This window comes from Nocardia sp. NBC_01499, assembly GCF_045040275.1.
Taxonomy (GTDB): domain Bacteria; phylum Actinomycetota; class Actinomycetes; order Mycobacteriales; family Mycobacteriaceae; genus Nocardia.
Genome location: NZ_CP109426.1, coordinates 3,401,435 through 3,418,078, shown reverse-complemented (window position 1 = coordinate 3,418,078; position 16,644 = coordinate 3,401,435). Strand labels below are relative to the sequence as shown.

Genomic DNA, 16,644 nt, shown 5'->3' with positions numbered 1-16,644 from the left:
GGCATGACGGATTGGCGCCCCGAAGCGGCACCCGCCCAGCTGATCAACCATGCGGCCCGGCTCTTCGCCCTGCTCCATGACGGTCGCCTTCGCTCACTTGGCATCGCGGCCGGGCAGATCCCCGTCCTCGGCGCGCTGGCGGACGGATCCGCGCTTACCCAAAAGGAGCTGGCCACGCGATCCAGCGCCGGGCAGCCCGCCATGGCCGAACTGCTGGCCCGCATGCAACGCGATGGGCTGATCCAGCGCACACCGCACCCGAAGGATCGGCGCAGCAGCTTGGTCGCGCTCACCGACCGGGCACGGTCGCTGCTGCCCGAGGCGCGGACCGTGTTGTCGCAAGGTCACGCGGACGCGCTCACCGGCTTCGACGAGAGCGAGATTCAGCACCTCGCGGCTCTGCTGACGCGTTTGATCGCGAACTTGGAGCAGGCCGTGTCGTCGGCTGGTGAGAGCCGAACGGACAGCACGCCGACGGAGGACTGACCCTGCCTATCGCTGCTGGTGCCGCGAGCGCCGGCGTCACCAGGATGGGGCTGATGCAGAAATTATGTCGCTACGGGTAGAACGAACAGTCATGCGCCCTTTGATGATTTTGCACGGTGCCTGGCTGCAACCGGCCCACTACGACGAGATCGCCAAGCACCTGCGCGGCGACGGCATCGATGTCACGGTGCCCGACCTGGCGGGGCATTCCCTCGAAGACAGCACCCGGCTTGTCCAGGACCTCATCGATCAGGCGGCCGAAGCGCCGGTGGTACTGGCGCACTCCTTCGGCGGTGTCACTGCGACGGGTCTGAAGGGAATCTCGCATCTGCTGTATCTGTCGAGCTTCGTCTTCGACGTCGGCGAGAACGCCCAGCAGTGGATCACGCGGATCGAACAGGAGACCGGTCGCCAAGGTGCCCCGCTGCCCGTCACCGTCGACGACGCTGGCATGACCCGACTGGATCCGGCTGGTGCCCGCGAAGGCCTATTCGCCGACTGCGCAACGCAAGTCGCGGACCGAGCGATCGATTTGCTACGCCCGGAACCCGCTTCGATTTTCACCGCCGCACCCGCACATGCGGCATGGAAGGACACCCCGTCGACCTATATCGCGGCGACTGAGGATCAGGCGATCCTGCCCGAAATGGTCGCCCACTTCACCCAACGCTGCGACACCACCGTGACGTTGCCGGGCGGTCACTGCGCGTTCCTGAGCCGACCCGCCGACGTCGTGCCCATAGTCCGCGACCACCTGTGACCCACACCCGCGCACGACCGCGGGCTCGCTGTCACGCGAAGTCGAAAATCGGTGGCAGCACGACGATCACGGCGGCGGCCCACGCCCCGTAAACCGGCAGGTACTGGGTCTGCCAGCGTTCGACGTCGGCGAACCCGCGCCGACCACGGACGAACCCGAAGCCGAGCCGAACCGACCACACCAGATTCACCAGCAGCACCAGGTTCATGCCGAGCGCCACCGCCTTGTTCGGGGTGAAGCCGAATTCCGCGATACGCGAGAGCATCGCGGCCAGCATCACCACATCGACGGCGAGGGCGCTGACGATGAGGACCAGTTGTAGCCGGTCGAAGGTATCGGGCGCGGCCTGCGGATCGCGCGCGGAGATCGCGTACAACAGCAAGCCGAGCACCACCACGAGAATCAGGTCCATCAGGATCAGCAGATTGCGGTCGATGTCGATGACGCTGCGGTTGGCCGCGAAAGCCCCGAGCAGCGCGAGCAGCATTATGACGGTGAGCGGGGTGAACACGCGCGTGAGTACCGGGGCGATGTTCTCCACCACGTTCTGCTTGGCCTCGACCAGCCAGGCCGCAACGATCACCGCACCCGCGACACCGAACGGCAGCACCCAATCACCGATGACCCCTTCGATATCCACGTCGAGGGTGCCGAACGCATTGACGGTCAGTGCCATCAATACGCCACCGCCGAAGGCGAGCAGGGTGAGGTAGACAATCCATTCGCCGGTGAATCGGATGAAATCCATTCGGCGCCGGTCGGATCGCCACTCCCCGCCGACGTACGCGAGGCCGACGACGAACCACAGCGCGATCGGCGCGTGGATCGCGGCGATGATCTCGGTCGATCCGTCCGGGTCGAAGGGAAAGACGTTGAGCACCACAGCGGCGAGCGCGAACGGCACGAGCAACGCGGCGGCGACGCGCGGCGTCACCTGACGTTTCCACGCGAAATACCCAGCGAGGAAAGGTAATACGAACAGACTGGCATTGCGCGCTACCGCGGCACCATCGAGTACCGCGAGGCCGAGCTTCAACGTCAGCGCCGCGATGACGGCCAGGGCGAGCACGACGATCAGCTCACGCTTGGGCCGGGCGTCCCCGCCTTCGGGTTCGGCGGGCAGCAGTACCAGCTGTTTCCACAGCCGATCGGAGTGTTCGCGCGCGAACTCGCGGGAGATCGAGTCCACGCTGCCCATTCGTTTGACCGCGACAAGGAACGCCTCGTCGGCGGCGAGTCCGACGCCGGTCAGATCCGAAACCTGCTCGCGCAGATGGTCTTCCATCTCCTCGACGTCGACGGCTGATATCGCACGATGCCGCTGGACATATCCGCGCCACTGTCCGATCTGCGATTCCAGCTCGGCATCGGTACTCATCACGCCCATCCCTTCGCCGTGTTCGGCGGCTGCTCGACGCTGCGCCAGACCTGTCCGAGTGCGTCTGCCACGACGGCCCATTGGATGCGGCGTTCCGCGAGCGCGGCCCGGCCGGAATCGGTGATCGCATAATGTTTGCGCCGTCGCCCGCTGTCGGCGGACTGCCAGGTCGACGTCACATGGCCGAGCCGTTCCAGCCGGTGCAGCAGTGGATAGAGCATCCCGTCGGTCCATTGCATACGCCCACCGGACAGCTCGTTGACCCGTTTGAGAATGGCGTACCCGTAGGACTCGCCGTCGGCGAGTATCCCGAGCACGAGCGGCGTTGCCGACGCCGCCACCAAGTCTTTGTCGATATGCACCGGACTCCGATACCTAGATCTGCTAGGTATCGACGTTAGCAGAAACGCGGCAGGCAGCGAGTCGGGATGGTCTGCGTGCCGCCACGTCCCGTGGCATCCCAGCGAGGCGAGCGGACTGTGAATGGCAAGATCAAGCGTGACGCCGTCGTGAGCTCGTTCGCACGCTGATCGACGAAATGTGCGGCGTGCACGACGACGCCGCGAGCCGGGTGCGCTCGAGGCTGAACTAGGCACGGACGCATCCGACCACTCGGCGTCGATTCGCCGGATTTCCTTCGAGGAGCAAGCCGATGACCGACCTCACCGAGCCGAAATACCAGGGTGCCGCAGCGGATCTCGACGCCCTGTCGGAGATCGAGCGCCGCACGCGCTGGCTGGCGGTGGCGATGATTCATCACGCCAACCGGGTGCGGCCGAACCCGTCGGGACTGAAGGTGGGCGGTCACCAGGCGTCGTGTGCGTCGATGACCACGATCATGACCTCGTTGTGGTTTACCGCCTTGCGATCCGGCGACCGGGTTTCGGTCAAACCGCACGCCTCTCCGGTACTGCACGCCATCAACTACCTGCTCGGCGAGTTGGACGAGTCGTACCTGACCACCCTGCGTCAATTCGGCGGCCTGCAGTCCTATCCCAGCCGATCCAAGGACCCTGATCCGGTCGACTACTCCACCGGATCGGTCGGGATCGGTGCGACCGCCCCGATCTGGGGAGCGATCGCCCGCCGCTATCTCAACTCCGCGCTGAGCGTCGATACCGGCACCGGCCGTCAGTACTCCCTGGTCGGCGACGCGGAACTGGACGAAGGCGCGGTGTGGGAGGCCATTGTCGATCCCGGTAACGCCGAGCTCGGTGAGATCGTGTGGATCGTCGATCTGAACCGTCAATCCCTGGACCGGGTGGTGCCCAATATCGCAGTGGGCCGACTGGAGGCCATGTTCGCCGCCGCGGGCTGGCAGGTGCTCACCGCCAAGTTCGGGCACCTGCTGGAATCGCTGTTCACCCGGCCGGGCGGTCCCGCGCTGCGCACCCGGGTCCTCGAAATGCCCAACCCCGAATACCAGCGACTGCTGCGCTGCGATGCCGACGAGCTACGGCGCCGACTGCCCGGCACCGGCGCCGACCACGCGCAATTGACGGAATTGATTGCTGGACTGGACGATTCGACCCTGCTGGCCGCGATCCGCAACCTCGGCGGGCACGATATGCAGGCCTTGATCGATGCCTATGCGCAGATCGATGACACCCGCCCGACGGTGATCATCGCCTACACCATCAAAGGCTATGGACTGCCGACGCAGGGCCACCCCCAGAACCATTCGTCGTTGCTGTCGGTGGCCGACTACGAGTCCCTCGCCGCGGAGCTTGGTCGGGATCCGCAGCACCCGTGGGAGCGGCTCGCCGACGACAGTCCCGCCGCCCGGTTGTGCACGGATACCGCGGCGCGGCTACGTCGCGACCCCGTTCACCCGATCGAACCACCCAGTGTGCCAGGGGATTTCGGCCGCACGCCGAAAGGCAACGCCACCACCCAGGCGGCATTGGGTCGAACGCTGCTCGATCTGACCCGTGCGGCCCCGGAACTAGCGCGGCGCGTGATCACCGTCAGCCCCGACGTCAGCTCCACCACCAATCTGGCGGGCTGGATCAACAAGGTCGGCGTGTGGTCGACCGCCGAGCGGCACGACTGGTTCGCCGACGACGCCGAAACGCTGGTGCGGTGGCGCGAGCAACCCACCGGTCAGCACATGGAACTCGGTATCGCCGAAACGAATCTGGTCGGACTCATCAGCGAACTCGGTGCGACCTGGAGCCGGTGGGGGCAGCCCCTGTTCCCGATCGGCGTGCTCTACGACCCGTTCGTCGAACGCGCACTGGAGCCGTGGACCTACGGCATCTACGCGGGCGGTCAGTCCATTCTGATCGGGACACCGTCCGGTGTCACCCTCGCCGCCGAAGGTGGTGCCCACCAATCGATTACGACACCGTCGATCGGAATCGAGACCCCCGGCCTGATCTGCTACGAGCCCGCGTTCGCCATCGATGTGGAATGGACTCTGCTCGCCAGCATCGCGCGGCTCGGCCGACCGGACGGGACCTCGGCGTATCTGCGGCTGTCCACCAGGCCGGTCGAGCAGCACCTCGCCGAGGTGCCCACCGATCCCGCCGCCAGGGAACGCCGTCGCAAACAGGTTGTCGCAGGCGGATATCCGCTGCGCCGACGCGACGGTGCGGTCGTCACCATCGTTGCGATGGGTGCCGTCGTGACCGAGGCAGCGGCGGCCGCCGAACGTCTCGATTCGGCCGGAGTCGTGGCCGACGTCGTCTGCGTCACCAGCCCCGGGCTGCTCTTCGAGGCGATGCAGGCCAGGCAAGGACGCGGCCATGGCGACAGCTGGATCCTGGATCAGCTGTTTCCGGCCGGCCGGGCCACGCCGATGGTGACCGTCCTGGACGGCCATCCGCATACGTTGTCCTTCCTGTCCGGGATCAACCGGGTACATCACATCGATCTCGGTGTGACTCGCTACGGACAGGTCGGCTCTCTCGACGAGGTGTACCGCTACCACGGCCTCGACACCGACAGCATCGTCTCCGCCGCGCTCGACGTCCTCGGCGCCGCTGGCTGACGGTTTGAACCGGGCCGCGAGTCTAGGTGCGGCAGCCGCTACCCGGAATGGTTCGGCATGTCCTGCGATGCGTGGAGCCACGCCTTGCGCACGATAAGCCGTATGACCAGTACTGACGAAGGCGGGCCTGGCGCATCGGCCGCGTGGTGGAGGCGTGCCGCCTGGAAGTTCTGGGCATTGCTGATCTGTGGGGTGCTCGGGTGGGTTGTGTTCGTGGTCGGCCTGGTCGCAGCCATTCAGAACGGGCGGAATCTGCACGCTTACCAGGCGGAACCGCACCAGCAGATCGCGGCAACGGTCACCGGGACGGTCATCCGTGAACAACTGTCCAGGTCCTCGACCTACGAACTGACGGTGACCGCAGCCGACGGCGCCTCCCGCATCGAGTTCCCCCGCGACAACCCGATCGTCCGCCGCGCACGCTTCGGTACGCTTGTCACGCTCGAACAATGGCACGGGACCACCGTTGCGGTGCGTGCCTTCGATATTCGGGTGCAGACCACCCGCTCGCCCTCCGTCGCATTGCCCCGGTCACTGGGCTACGCGCTCGGCGGGGCGGGGTTCGGGTTGATCGGTTCGGCATTGTGGTTGCTCGAACGCGACCGCACCCGATACGCGCCACGTCGCGAAGCGGTCTGCGTCGCGCTGACCTTCGACGCGATGATACTCCTCGCCGCTGCCCTGCTGGTGATACGAGATCCCTTGCGGGAGAGCCGGTTCACGCCTTGGGGCCTGTCAACGGCAGCGGCAGGATGTGTCGCGGGTATCGGCGTCGGCCTGTGGCACTATCACCGGTCTCAGCGGAACCCACCACGTCATGGCAGGCACAGCGCGATCGGATGAACCCGCTGAACTAGGGCGGAAGTGCTCAACGCATTACAGCTCAGTCATGCGACTGCAGCCAGTGCGCGGGACGGCCGAGCCGAACCGCGCGACGCGCACCCGGGTAGCGCCGGGCCACCGGTCAGGCCGACCGTCGCTTCGATCGTGATGGGAAGCTCGGTCAAGCGGTGATGTGCTCTTCGACGATGAAAGACCGTGTGCGAGAACGATCGAGGAAGGTGCACTCGTCCTCGGCGATCCCCGAGCCGGGTGCGTACATGACCGCCACCCACGACTCATAGGCCGCACGGTCGGGAAAGGTCAGCTCGGTGATGATGTCGACGTCTCCTTCGGCCGCCTCGTCGGAGACGACGTAGTTGCGCCGATAGCTCATCGGCACCGGAGCCAGGCCGGTGACAAGGGGAACATGGTGGTGTTCGTAATGCTCGATCAACTCGTCTCTACTCAGCCCCGACTTCTTCACAAGCAGGGCAATGACCTTGAACATCCTGCTCAGTCTCCTAACTCGATGGCGATCAATTCTCAGCGTTCGGTCGCACACCCTGCATGGCGTGGTCAATCGCGCATGAGCGGTTGTGCGGGGAGGCCGGTATTCTCCAGATCCGGCCTACGCGTACATAATTCGCCCAAGGTGTCGGGAAATCGCCGCGAATCGGCCGATAGTGTCCGCTCAGACCGGATGCCTGACAGCGTGTCCAATCCTCGGCTAGCGCAGCACTCGAGTGACGAGCCGGTCGGTGAACTCCTTCGGGACGGGCTCGCCGGTCACCAGCACGCGGTAGTAGATCGGTCCGACAAGCTGGTCTACCAGGAAGTCGAGGTCGGTGTGTGGTGGCAGCTCGCCGCGGTCGAGAGCGCGCTGCAGGGGTAGGCGATCGCGTTCGCGCTGCTTGCCGAGGTGGTCTGTGCGGAGCCTGGTAGCGACCTCCGGGTCGTGCTGCGCTTGGCCGGCGAGGGCGCGGAAGACGGCGCCGGCGTCGGAGGTCGTCAGGAATTCGGCGAGGTTGCGCAGGTGTTGGCGCAGGTCTTCGCTGAGGTCGCCACTGTCGGGCGGCGTGAGGTGCTGTGCGGCGTCGTCGGTGAAGGCGTCCATGAGGATCTCGGTTTTGGATGGCCACCAGCGGTAGATGGTCTGCTTGGCGACACCGGCCCTGGCCGCGATTCCTTCGATCGTGAGTCCGGCGAACCCGCGCTCGGCCAGTAGGTTGTCGGTTGCCTCGAGCACCGCTTGGCGGGCTTCCTCGCTGCGCCGGTGCCGGTTTCCGTGGTGGGCGCGGCCGGTGTCGCCTTCCATTCGGGTTCTCCTCTCGGGTGTTGGAGCGGCGTTCTCAGACCTAGACGCAACGCAGCGTTGCGTCTACTCTAGCGGCATGACCAACACCTTGCAGAGCTACCCGGCCGCCTGACCATGTGCAACGCCTGCGGAGTCGCCACCCACGTCCTCGAACCCGCCGCTCCGGCCCGCAAGTTCGCGGCCCTGCGCAACCGCGACTGCCGGCCGTACCTGTTCGGTGCCGGACTGTCGATGATGGCCGACAATATCGAGCACGTCATTACCTATTGGGTGCTCTGGCAGAAGTTCCACTCACCGGCGCTGGCCGGGTTCGAGGTCATCAGCCACTGGGTTCCATTCCTGCTCTTCTCCGTCTACTTCGGATCGCTCGCGGACCGCCACGATTGCCGTCGGCTCATCCAGGCGGCGCAGGTCCTGTTCATGGCCGTCTCCGCAGCCTGGGGCGTGCTGTTTCTCACCGACTCGCTGCAGGTGTGGATGGCGTGCGTGCTGCTCGTCCTGCACGGTTGCGCCGGGTCGCTGTGGGGTCCGGGGGAGCAGTTGATGCTGCACGACTTCGTCGGGCACGAGGACCTGCCGAGCGCGGTCCGGCTCAACGCCACCTTCCGCAGCCTCGGCATCCTGTTCGGCCCGGTGGTCGGCTCGGCGCTGCTGCTCGGTCTCGGCCCGACCGCCGGCATCTTCGCCAATATCCTGTTCTACCTGCCGCTCACGCTGTTCCTGTTCCGGACCAAGTTCACCGGCCACACGCGCGACGGCGGCGTGGCACGGCCGCGGCTCGGCGTGCTCGACGCGCTGCGTGTGTTCCGCGAAGTCCGGTCGAACCACACGATGGTCAGCATGATCGTGCTCGCCGGGCTCGGCTCGCTATTCGTCGGAGCGTCGATGCAGTCGTCCATGCCGATCTTCGCGCACGACCTCGGTGCGGGCGATGCCGGACTCACCTACGGTGTGCTGCTTTTCGCCAACGGGGTCGGCGGTGTGATCGGTGGGATTCTGCTCGAAGCCACCGGACGCATCAAACCGACCGTCAAGGCCGCCGTCGTCAGCACCGCGATCTACGGACTGACGAGCGTGTTCTTCGCCGCCACCACCAGTTATCCGTTCGCGGTCGTGATGCTGGTGATCGGCGGGGTGGCCAACCTGGCATCGATGTCGATCGGGCAGACCATCGTGCAGCTGCTCGCCCCGGCCGCCGACCGAGGCCGAGTGATCGGGCTCTATGGCATGTCTTCCAGCGGACTGCGCGCAGGCAGCGGCTTCACCGTCGGACTCGCCGGCGCGGCCATCGGCGTCCACTGGTCGCTCGGGCTCAGCGCCGCCGCCCTGTGCCTGGGCACCGCGGCCGCCGCGTTCTACGCCCGACAGGGCAGGGTGCGTCAGGACTAACGGCTCCCAGTGCCTGAGTGGGCGGTGTGAAAGGTACTGATCATCTGCGCCCACGCATGACCGGTCGCGCAACGCTCGCCACCTGAACTCGCCGAGAAGCGCACGGCACCAACGGTTTACCGGGTTGTCTGCGCGCTGGTCGTGAGGAATTGCAAGGTGCTGTTCAAGACGGGGGAGAAGCGGTCGATGGTGTCGGCGCGCAGGCGGTCGGGCATGCCTAGCATTCGATGGTCCACGCCATCGTCAGCAGGTGCTGGGAGCGGGCTTTCCGGCGAAGCGGTCGGCCAGGTAGGTCAGGGCGGCGGGTAGTCCGGCCGCGGCCTCGGTACCGTGCTCGCCGATCGGATTCTCCGCTCGCTGCACTGGAGTTCCTGCGGCACAGTACTTCTCGGCGAGTGCCCGCGCGGCGCCGATGGGGGCGAACTCGTCAGCGATCGCGTGATAGAGCAGCACCGGCGCGGTGGGCGCGCCTTCGCGGAAGAGCGGGCTTGCCTTCCGGACGACCCTGCTCAACTCGGCGTTGTTCGTGATCGAACCGGGCCAAGCCTCCAGGTCTGTCGCGCTGAGAAAGGGGTGCGCGAGTGCGGCGTCATGCAGGCAATCTGTTCGGCTGGCGGCAAGCATCTTGCGCCCGGATTCGTTGAGGTACTGACCAACGTCGGCCTCCGGATAGGACCGGTTCAGGCCAACCAAGCCGATGACGACCGCGCCGCCCGCGATTCCGCCGCTGAAGCCCGACATGGTGGCCTCGAGGTCGGCGACAACCCCGCCCAATGCCGCGCCGGTCAAGTGAAGTTCTGGGGCGTAGGAGCTTTGCGCTTGGGCCGCGATAGCGGTGGATTGCGCACCGCCGGAGTACCCCCACAGGCCGATCGGGGCAGCGTGGTCGATAGCCGCAGGCGTGAATGCTTTGGCGGCGCGAATACCGTCAAGGACGCCGTGGGCGTAACCGTCGGCACCGAAGAAGTCGGAGTCCGGCCCCTGATAGTCCGGCACTACCAGGGCCCAACCTTGTTGGAGCGCAAGACGAATCACTCCGGTCTCGGCGAACGCGTTACTCGGACCGGCGTCGAGACCGCCGCGTAACGCATAGGACGGTGCGCACTTCGAGCCGACACCGTCTTCCGCGACCTGATACGACAACAGCGGACGAGGGCCGGTGCCGGTCCATTCTTGCTGCGGCACAAGGATTGTGGCGAGGTAGGCGCTCGGCCGTCCTTGATTGTCGATCGTCTTGTACTGCACCTGCCACGCGTTGGCTGGCAGCGGCTGCAGGAAGGACTTGGCGTCGATCGATCGGGACGCGAGCACTGTGCCGTTGGGCAGGTTCGCGATACCGGGAGGTGTGGTGTAGAACGAGTCCTGGTCCGGCAGCGGCACTGCCGTTGCCGCGGAGGCACACGCTGTCACCAGTCCGAAAACCGCGGTGACGACAGCAGCCTGCAACGTCACGATCCACCCTGTCCGCATCGCGGAAGCCCCCTGAGAACCTGTTCTAGTTCACGTATTCGGGAACCCTATCGCACCTGGCTGTCGACCGTACCCAGTTCTTCTCGCGCAGTTCGTTTCTCGCGCGCCCGACAACGAGAGCGTGTCGGCGAGTTCGGTGGACCTGCTCGTCGCGGCGAGTCGACTAGTACTCCAGCCGCACTTCGTGATGTTGTTGGGTAGCATACGGTTTCGTGCTGGTTGATGAGGATCTGGCTGCGTGGACGGCCGGGTTGGATGAGTTGTTTGCGCGGGTGGCGGGCCGGTTTTTGCGGGCGGAGCCGCGGTTGCGGGCGCGGGCGTATGTTCGGGGGCTGTTGGCGCCGTTGGCGGGAAAGAACAGTTGGACGCTGGCCGAGGTGGCCGGTGAGGCGACACCCGACGGGATGCAGCGGCTGCTGAACATGGCAGCGTGGGATGCCGATGGCGTGCGCGATGACGTTCGGGCGTATGCGGTTGAGCATCTGGGCGACCCCGATGGCGTGCTGGTTGTCGATGAGACCGGATTTCTGAAGAAAGGCGTGAAATCGGTTGGGGTGCAACGGCAATACTCGGGCACTGCTGGGCGGATCGAGAATTGCCAGCTCGGTGTGTTCTGTGCTTACACGAGCGTCAAGGGCCGCACTCTGATCGATCGGGAACTGTATTTGCCCAAGTCGTGGACCACCGACCGGGAACGCTGCCGAGCGGCCGCGGTGCCCGAGGAGGTCGACTTCGCCACGAAACAGGTTCTGGCTCAACGGATGCTGGCTCGCGCTCTGGATGCCGGCGTGCCTGCCCGGTGGGTCACCGCCGACGAAGCCTACGGGGGTGATTCGAAGTTCCGCAGGTGGCTCGAGCAACGCCAGATCGGGTATGTGGTGGCCGTGCCCAGCAGCGCGCCGATCGTGAGCCTCGGGGGCGACTCGCGCGCGGACCGCCTCGTCGCCGACGCGCCGCAGAACGCATGGAAACGCCTGAGCTGCGGAGAAGGAGCGAAAGGGCCTCGGTTGTTCGACTGGGCTGTGGCCACACTGCCCACTGAGAGCGAGGCGGGCCCGGGGTGGCGACGTTGGCTGCTGGTCAGGCGCTCGCTGACCCGCAACACCAAGGGCGAGCTCGAGATCGCCTACTACCTGTGCGGTGCACCGATCGGCACCAGCGACGCCGAGCTCATCCGGGTCGCCGGCGCCCGCTGGTCGGTCGAGGACTGTTTCCAGACCGCGAAAACCGAGGTTGGTCTCGACCAGTATCAGGTCCGCCGCTACGACGCCTGGTACCGCCACATCACCCTGGCGATGCTTGCCCACACCTACCTCGCCGTGACCGCCGCCATCTCCCCAAAAGCATTGGCAGCGGCCTCATTCCACTCACGCTCGGTGAAATCAAGCGTCTCCTGGCACACCTGATCACCCCGACCCCGAACCTCGCCCAACTGCGACGCTGGTCGACCTGGCGACGAAGACACCAACACCGCGCCAAACAAGCCCACTACCAGCGAAGACAGACCCAACATCACGAAGTGCGGCTGGAGTACTAGTGCTGCAACGGCAGATCGGTTGCTGCGATGGCCTGGATTGCGTTGGCGAGTGTGTTCGTGATTCGCGAGATGGCCGATAGTTCCGTCGGGTCGAGGTCGGTGAGTATCGCGGTTGTCGCGGTGCGCACTCGCGAGAAGAGGGGACTTGTTGCGGTGGCCGCCGATTCGGTGGGGATGACACGGATAATGCGGCGGTCGCGGGGGTCGTGTTCACGGCGGATGTAGTCGAGGGTTTCGAGTCGCCGTAGCGCGGCGCTGAGGGCCGATGCCGACAGTCCAACAGCTTTGGCCAGGGCGCCGGCCGGGAGCGGGCCCTGTCGGTTCAGCACGTCGAGGCAGCGGAGATCGCTGCGGGCGACGCCGAGTCGGGTCGCCGCAACCTGATCGAGAAGGTCGAGGCTTGTCGCGAGATCGCGAAAAGCCGCGACCGCGCAGGTCACCGGGTCCGGATTCGGGTCTGTCGCATCGCTCCGTATTGATTCCACCATTTGACTATTGTAGCGTGGAAGTAATTGCTCGACGTGTTCGGAGGAGGTAGCCGATGTTGTCGGAAGCGGCGTGGTTCGACATTGTGACCATCCAGGACTTGGTGAGTCGTGAGCGGTACTGGCGCGATCGCGAGGATTGGGATGCCATGCGGTCGGCGTATACCGATGACGCCCAGATTCGGGTGACATGGTTCGAGGGCTCGATCGATGACTACATCGAGGGCTCGCGCAATCCGAGTTGGGATGCCGCGTCGTGGTCCAAGCACCGGCTCTCACCCAGTGTCGTCACCGTGGATGGCGACCGGGCGCTGGCAGAGACCTCGGCACTGGTTGAACTGCGAGTCGAATTCAACGACACATTGATCGACCTGATCATCAGCGTGCGCTTGCTGTCTCGGATCGCTCGGACGCCGCGAGGTTGGAAGCTGGCGAGCATGGACGCGATCTACGAAAAAGACGTGGTGACGCCGGTCTATCCCGCCGATCGGTTGGCCATCTCCGCCGTCGACACCGCACCGTATCGACGCTCATATCAGTTCCTTGCCTACGGCGGACAGGGACAACTGCCCGAAGACATTCCCGGCGACGACAAGCCGGAGTTGGTTGACGCTCTTTACGACGCCGCCCATAAGTGGCTACGCGCGTAAGACTGACGCGCCCGCCCGGCATCGACAACTCATCGGGCGGTTGGCCTTGTCGCCGGTAGTGGCCGAGGCGGCCTGGTGTTGCCGCGCGGTTTATATGGATGTTCGCCGGACAGGTGGAGCCCGTATGGTCTTGTTCCGATGGCAAAACCGACACACGACCACAGATTCCTGGTAGGCACCGATACCACCAGAGCGCCGCTCGTTCTGTTGCACGGCTCAGACGGCACCGAATCCGATCTGATGCCGCTGGCCGAGGAATTGGCGCCAGGGGCAACGAAACTCGGCATTCGTGGAGCAGTTGCCATGGATGGAGGGTATGGCTTCTTTCGTCGTTTTCCCGATCGCCGGGTGGACGAGGCAGACATTGCGGCCAGGGCGCCGGTGCTGGCGGAATTCATCGAGACATCCTGCGCCGGTTACCACCTCACCAGACGACCTATCGCAATCGGCTTCTCCAACGGCGCGATCATGGCCGCAGCCCTGTTGATGACCCGTCCTGACCTGCTGGCCGGAGCGATCCTGTTCCGACCCCTTTCCCCATTCACCCACGATCCCGACTACCGCCTGGACAGTGCACCGGTCCTGATAATCGACGGTGCGAAAGACAGCCGCAGATCATCCGGCGACGGCCTACGACTGGCCGAACGCCTCCGTCACGCTGGCGCGCGGGTGACCCATCATTTGCTGCCGGTCGGCCACGCGGTCACCGCCGAGGACAAAGAGATCGCACACAAATGGCTTCGGACGCTCGAGCTTTGAACGTCGCCGACGACCTCACAACGCGCAACGTCCGGACACGCACCCGCGCACGACTATCCGGTGGGACGTTCGAGGGCCTTGCGCCGCACAAGGCTTCGCACTCTGTGGTCTGTCGGCCCCGCACTCCGCGGCAGCTACGACGTTCGCGAGATCGACTGCCGCCCACCGGTTGTGGCTGGCCGGTCGCGGCGGATGCGAACGTGCGCTGCGCAGTAGATGGGTGCGCAGGACGAAGGCTGTCGAGCAGGATGTCAGGATGATCGCACCCAGAGTCACCTACGACGCGGTAGCCGACGCCGCATACATATACCTCACGCGCGAGATCCTGCCCGGCGGTGTGGCCACGACCGTTTCGGTTGATCCGATCGCGATCGACGGCATGGTCAACCTTGATCTAGACGCTGAGGGCCGCATTGTCGGGATCGAGGTGCTCGACGCCAGGGCGAGGCTGGATCCGGACCTGCTGTCCGACGAGTGACCCCTGGGCGACCGATCATGTACGGCAACATCGGGCCGGAGAGGCAGCCTGTATTCGGCGCGTGCCTGTGTTCGGTTGGCAACCTTCCGAGATGCACTGTTGGACAACTGATCACGGGGAACTGAGGTAACTCTCCTCTCGGCCGATACCGCCCTCAGTTCCCCGTGATCATCCGACCAACAGCGGTTGGTGCTGGAAGTGCCTCGAGTACTTGCGCGCCTGGCGACACCCCGGTGGTGTCGTCACTGGCTCGGCTGCGCTCTGCAGGATCTGATCTCGATCGTTGCCGGACTAGGCAAGCGCGGCCTCGGATTCCGGTCCTTCTCCAGCGACCCGGCTGCGGCGAGCACCAGGAGTGCGCGGGTGGATATCGGTTCTGATTTTGCCGCGTCGCTGAGACTGGCGACAATGGCTGCATGGTCGAACTCGTGCTGGTCCGCGGCGATATCACCGAGCAGGAGGTGGATGCGGTGGTGAACGCGGCGAATTCGTCGCTGCTCGGCGGCGGGGGCGTCGACGGGGCCATTCACCGCAAGGGTGGTCCCGCGATCCTGTCCGCGTGCCGTGACCTGCGGGCGTCGCATTATGGGAAGGGGCTGGCGACCGGGAAGGCTGTCGCGACGACCGGCGGGAATCTGCCCGCACGATGGGTGATTCACACGGTCGGGCCGGTGTGGTCGGCGCAGGACGACCGATCGGCGCTGCTGGCCTCATGCTACCGCGAATCACTGCGGGTAGCAGACGAGTTGGGTGCGCGAACGGTAGCGTTTCCTGCCATCTCCACCGGCATCTTCGGCTGGCCGATCGACGACGGCGCCCGCATCGCGATCGAGACGGTGCGGGCCGCCGACACCGCGGTGCGGGAGGTGCGTTTCGTACTGTTCGGCCCGGATGCCTACGACTCCTTCGCCGCGGCAGTGTGATTCGCGACGCTGTCGATCACCCTCGCAGCTCCGTGTTCCGGTTGTCGATGGTTTCGGCATTGCCGCTCAACCAAGTCCGCGAAGTTTGCGCTAATGGGCTGAGGTGTCCCAATGGCGGACAGCCCAGCCGACAGTCAGCGGCGGCGCACGATCAGCTTTCCTCGGGCCTGACCTTTTCGGCGTAGCTTCTCACGAACTTTGACAGGCCTTCGCGGCAGTAAGGATCACGTCGATCACCAGGCTTGGCTGGGACAGCATGGGGACATGGCTGCTGTCCGCCTCATAGACGGTGGCGTCCATGCGCTTTGCGCAGAAGCGCTCCAGCTCCGGCTGGACGGTGCGGTCGTGCTTGCCGACGATGTACCAGCTCGGCTTCGACTTCCATGCGGTGCCTTCGACCTTCTGGTCGAACAGGTCTGTGGCAGGCACGCCCTGGGTCGCCCAGACGATCTTCTGCTCCTGCTCGGAGAGGTCTCCCGCGAAGCACTCGATACCGTCCTTGCACAACCAGATTCGACCGTCCACGATCTCGATGTGGGCGAACACGTCGGTGGTGGGGAACTTGGCCTGCAATTGTCTCCCGGCTATGCGCACCGGCGCTGCGCTTTCGCGAGGTTCGCCAGCCGAAGCCTTTGCACCGCAAGCCTTCTCGATCATCGCCTAGTTGCGCTGAGCCTTACGCTTGGCCCACGCCATCCGCAGCAGATAGACCGGGGTCGGCGGCACCCACCCGAGCTGCATCGCCTGCCCGAGATCGTCCCGGTTGGCCCAGTGCTCGATCACCTTGCCGTCCGCGATCCGCAACCAATGTGACTGTGTGACAGCGAAAGTCTTGCCGGTCGGCGGGAACACCTGGTCCACCTGCCCGTCCTCGCCGTACGCCACGAACGGACCGGTGTGGCGACCGTGCATGGTGGTGTGCAGCACCACCAGATCGCCGTCCACAACGGCAGTCTCGATGGTGTGATGGAGTTCCGCGTATGCGTCGCGCAGCCAGATCGCCGTGGCGTAGTACGCGGCGGGTCCGCGCCCCCGGGAGGCGGGCGGCTCGGCCTTGGCCTCCCGATTGGTCGCGTCCGGGTGGATTATCGCGTCGAAGTCGGCGCGCGCACCGTCGGCCATGATTTCCAACGAGCGGATGGCCACTGCGCGCGCGGTATCGGCCGCGGTCCGGGAAATGTTGTCCATAAGGACCTCGCA

17 protein-coding genes and 1 pseudogene are annotated in these 16,644 nt (G+C 65.5%); 10 read left to right on the top strand and 8 right to left on the bottom strand.

The annotated features are described in order from the left end of the window. Positions 1-3: 3 nt before the first annotated feature. Together OG203_RS15775 and OG203_RS15770 are read left to right on the top strand one after the other, a co-directional pair. Positions 4-486, top strand: coding sequence for a MarR family winged helix-turn-helix transcriptional regulator (locus tag OG203_RS15775; protein ID WP_405166408.1), 483 nt, complete (start codon positions 4-6; stop codon positions 484-486). A gap of 103 nt (positions 487-589) precedes the next feature. After that, entirely contained in the window at positions 590-1,246 is a 657-nt protein-coding gene (locus OG203_RS15770; protein WP_405166407.1) for an alpha/beta fold hydrolase, read from the top strand. 31 nt (positions 1,247-1,277) lie between these two features. Here OG203_RS15770 and OG203_RS15765 read toward each other — a convergent pair whose 3' ends face one another. Together OG203_RS15765 and OG203_RS15760 are read right to left on the bottom strand one after the other, a co-directional pair. Beyond that, complete coding sequence (locus tag OG203_RS15765) at positions 1,278-2,624, bottom strand: permease prefix domain 1-containing protein (protein WP_405166406.1); 1,347 nt, start codon at positions 2,622-2,624, stop codon at positions 1,278-1,280. Continuing rightward, entirely contained in the window at positions 2,624-2,986 is a 363-nt protein-coding gene (locus tag OG203_RS15760) for a PadR family transcriptional regulator (protein ID WP_405166405.1), read from the bottom strand. The genes OG203_RS15765 and OG203_RS15760 overlap by 1 nt, the downstream gene beginning before the upstream one ends. Positions 2,987-3,276: 290 nt before the next feature. Between OG203_RS15760 and OG203_RS15755 the strand changes: the two genes are divergently transcribed. Continuing rightward, complete coding sequence (locus tag OG203_RS15755; protein ID WP_405166404.1) at positions 3,277-5,616, top strand: transketolase-like TK C-terminal-containing protein; 2,340 nt, start codon at positions 3,277-3,279, stop codon at positions 5,614-5,616. Between the two features lie 102 nt (positions 5,617-5,718). Continuing rightward, entirely contained in the window at positions 5,719-6,459 is a 741-nt protein-coding gene (locus OG203_RS15750) for a hypothetical protein (protein ID WP_405166403.1), read from the top strand. Between the two features lie 160 nt (positions 6,460-6,619). Here OG203_RS15750 and OG203_RS15745 read toward each other — a convergent pair whose 3' ends face one another. Next, positions 6,620-6,946, bottom strand: a complete 327-nt coding sequence (locus OG203_RS15745; protein WP_405166402.1) for an EthD domain-containing protein — start codon at positions 6,944-6,946, stop codon at positions 6,620-6,622. Positions 6,947-7,165: 219 nt separating this feature from the next. Beyond that, entirely contained in the window at positions 7,166-7,753 is a 588-nt protein-coding gene (locus OG203_RS15740) for a TetR/AcrR family transcriptional regulator (protein WP_405166401.1), read from the bottom strand. Positions 7,754-7,867: 114 nt separating this feature from the next. On the opposite strand from OG203_RS15740, the gene OG203_RS15735 reads away from it, so the two are divergent. Beyond that, a complete protein-coding gene (locus OG203_RS15735; RefSeq protein WP_405166400.1) occupies positions 7,868-9,142 on the top strand; it encodes an MFS transporter in 1,275 nt (424 codons plus the stop codon). Between the two features lie 243 nt (positions 9,143-9,385). Here the strand turns inward: OG203_RS15735 and OG203_RS15730 are convergent, their stop codons facing one another. Next, entirely contained in the window at positions 9,386-10,594 is a 1,209-nt protein-coding gene (locus OG203_RS15730) for a lipase family protein (protein WP_405166399.1), read from the bottom strand. Between the two features lie 248 nt (positions 10,595-10,842). Between OG203_RS15730 and OG203_RS15725 the strand changes: the two are divergent. After that, positions 10,843-12,149: pseudogene (locus OG203_RS15725) on the top strand (IS701 family transposase). Here OG203_RS15725 and OG203_RS15720 read toward each other — a convergent pair. Further along, positions 12,146-12,637: a MarR family winged helix-turn-helix transcriptional regulator gene (locus tag OG203_RS15720; protein WP_405166398.1), complete on the bottom strand. Its 492-nt coding sequence runs from the start codon at positions 12,635-12,637 to the stop codon at positions 12,146-12,148. The pseudogene OG203_RS15725 and the gene OG203_RS15720 sit on opposite strands and share 4 nt — an antisense overlap. A gap of 53 nt (positions 12,638-12,690) precedes the next feature. On the opposite strand from OG203_RS15720, the gene OG203_RS15715 reads away from it, so the two are divergent. The 4 genes from OG203_RS15715 to OG203_RS15700 all read left to right on the top strand — a co-directional run bounded on the left by OG203_RS15715 (position 12,691) and on the right by OG203_RS15700 (position 15,444). Then, a complete protein-coding gene (locus OG203_RS15715) occupies positions 12,691-13,284 on the top strand; it encodes a nuclear transport factor 2 family protein (protein ID WP_405166397.1) in 594 nt (197 codons plus the stop codon). 240 nt (positions 13,285-13,524) lie between these two features. Next, entirely contained in the window at positions 13,525-14,043 is a 519-nt protein-coding gene (locus tag OG203_RS15710; protein WP_405166396.1) for an alpha/beta hydrolase, read from the top strand. Positions 14,044-14,299: 256 nt separating this feature from the next. Continuing rightward, a complete protein-coding gene (locus tag OG203_RS15705) occupies positions 14,300-14,521 on the top strand; it encodes a DUF2283 domain-containing protein (protein WP_405166395.1) in 222 nt (73 codons plus the stop codon). Between the two features lie 416 nt (positions 14,522-14,937). Next, a complete protein-coding gene (locus OG203_RS15700; protein ID WP_405166394.1) occupies positions 14,938-15,444 on the top strand; it encodes an O-acetyl-ADP-ribose deacetylase in 507 nt (168 codons plus the stop codon). A 189-nt stretch (positions 15,445-15,633) separates the two neighbouring features. On the opposite strand, the gene OG203_RS15695 is transcribed toward OG203_RS15700, so the two are convergent. Both OG203_RS15695 and OG203_RS15690 read right to left on the bottom strand, forming a co-directional pair. Beyond that, entirely contained in the window at positions 15,634-16,101 is a 468-nt protein-coding gene (locus OG203_RS15695) for an alpha/beta fold hydrolase (RefSeq protein WP_405166393.1), read from the bottom strand. Positions 16,102-16,104: 3 nt separating this feature from the next. Next, entirely contained in the window at positions 16,105-16,632 is a 528-nt protein-coding gene (locus OG203_RS15690; protein WP_405166392.1) for an ester cyclase, read from the bottom strand. Positions 16,633-16,644: the final 12 nt, after the last annotated feature.

Excerpts from the sequence above, each read along its gene's own strand:
- OG203_RS15700 (WP_405166394.1), top strand. The coding sequence starts at position 14,938 with ATGGTCGAACTCGTGCTGGTCCGCGGCGATATCACCGAGCAGGAGGTG.
- OG203_RS15765 (WP_405166406.1), bottom strand. The coding sequence starts at position 2,624 with ATGAGTACCGATGCCGAGCTGGAATCGCAGATCGGACAGTGGCGCGGA.
- OG203_RS15750 (WP_405166403.1), top strand. The coding sequence starts at position 5,719 with ATGACCAGTACTGACGAAGGCGGGCCTGGCGCATCGGCCGCGTGGTGG.
- OG203_RS15710 (WP_405166396.1), top strand. The coding sequence starts at position 13,525 with ATGCCGCTGGCCGAGGAATTGGCGCCAGGGGCAACGAAACTCGGCATT.
- OG203_RS15775 (WP_405166408.1), top strand. The coding sequence starts at position 4 with ATGACGGATTGGCGCCCCGAAGCGGCACCCGCCCAGCTGATCAACCAT.
- OG203_RS15770 (WP_405166407.1), top strand. The coding sequence starts at position 590 with ATGATTTTGCACGGTGCCTGGCTGCAACCGGCCCACTACGACGAGATC.
- OG203_RS15755 (WP_405166404.1), top strand. The coding sequence starts at position 3,277 with ATGACCGACCTCACCGAGCCGAAATACCAGGGTGCCGCAGCGGATCTC.
- OG203_RS15740 (WP_405166401.1), bottom strand. The coding sequence starts at position 7,753 with ATGGAAGGCGACACCGGCCGCGCCCACCACGGAAACCGGCACCGGCGC.
- OG203_RS15735 (WP_405166400.1), top strand. The coding sequence starts at position 7,868 with ATGTGCAACGCCTGCGGAGTCGCCACCCACGTCCTCGAACCCGCCGCT.
- OG203_RS15715 (WP_405166397.1), top strand. The coding sequence starts at position 12,691 with ATGTTGTCGGAAGCGGCGTGGTTCGACATTGTGACCATCCAGGACTTG.
- OG203_RS15705 (WP_405166395.1), top strand. The coding sequence starts at position 14,300 with ATGATCGCACCCAGAGTCACCTACGACGCGGTAGCCGACGCCGCATAC.
- OG203_RS15690 (WP_405166392.1), bottom strand. The coding sequence starts at position 16,632 with ATGGACAACATTTCCCGGACCGCGGCCGATACCGCGCGCGCAGTGGCC.
- OG203_RS15745 (WP_405166402.1), bottom strand. The coding sequence starts at position 6,946 with ATGTTCAAGGTCATTGCCCTGCTTGTGAAGAAGTCGGGGCTGAGTAGA.
- OG203_RS15720 (WP_405166398.1), bottom strand. The coding sequence starts at position 12,637 with ATGGTGGAATCAATACGGAGCGATGCGACAGACCCGAATCCGGACCCG.
- OG203_RS15695 (WP_405166393.1), bottom strand. The coding sequence starts at position 16,101 with ATGATCGAGAAGGCTTGCGGTGCAAAGGCTTCGGCTGGCGAACCTCGC.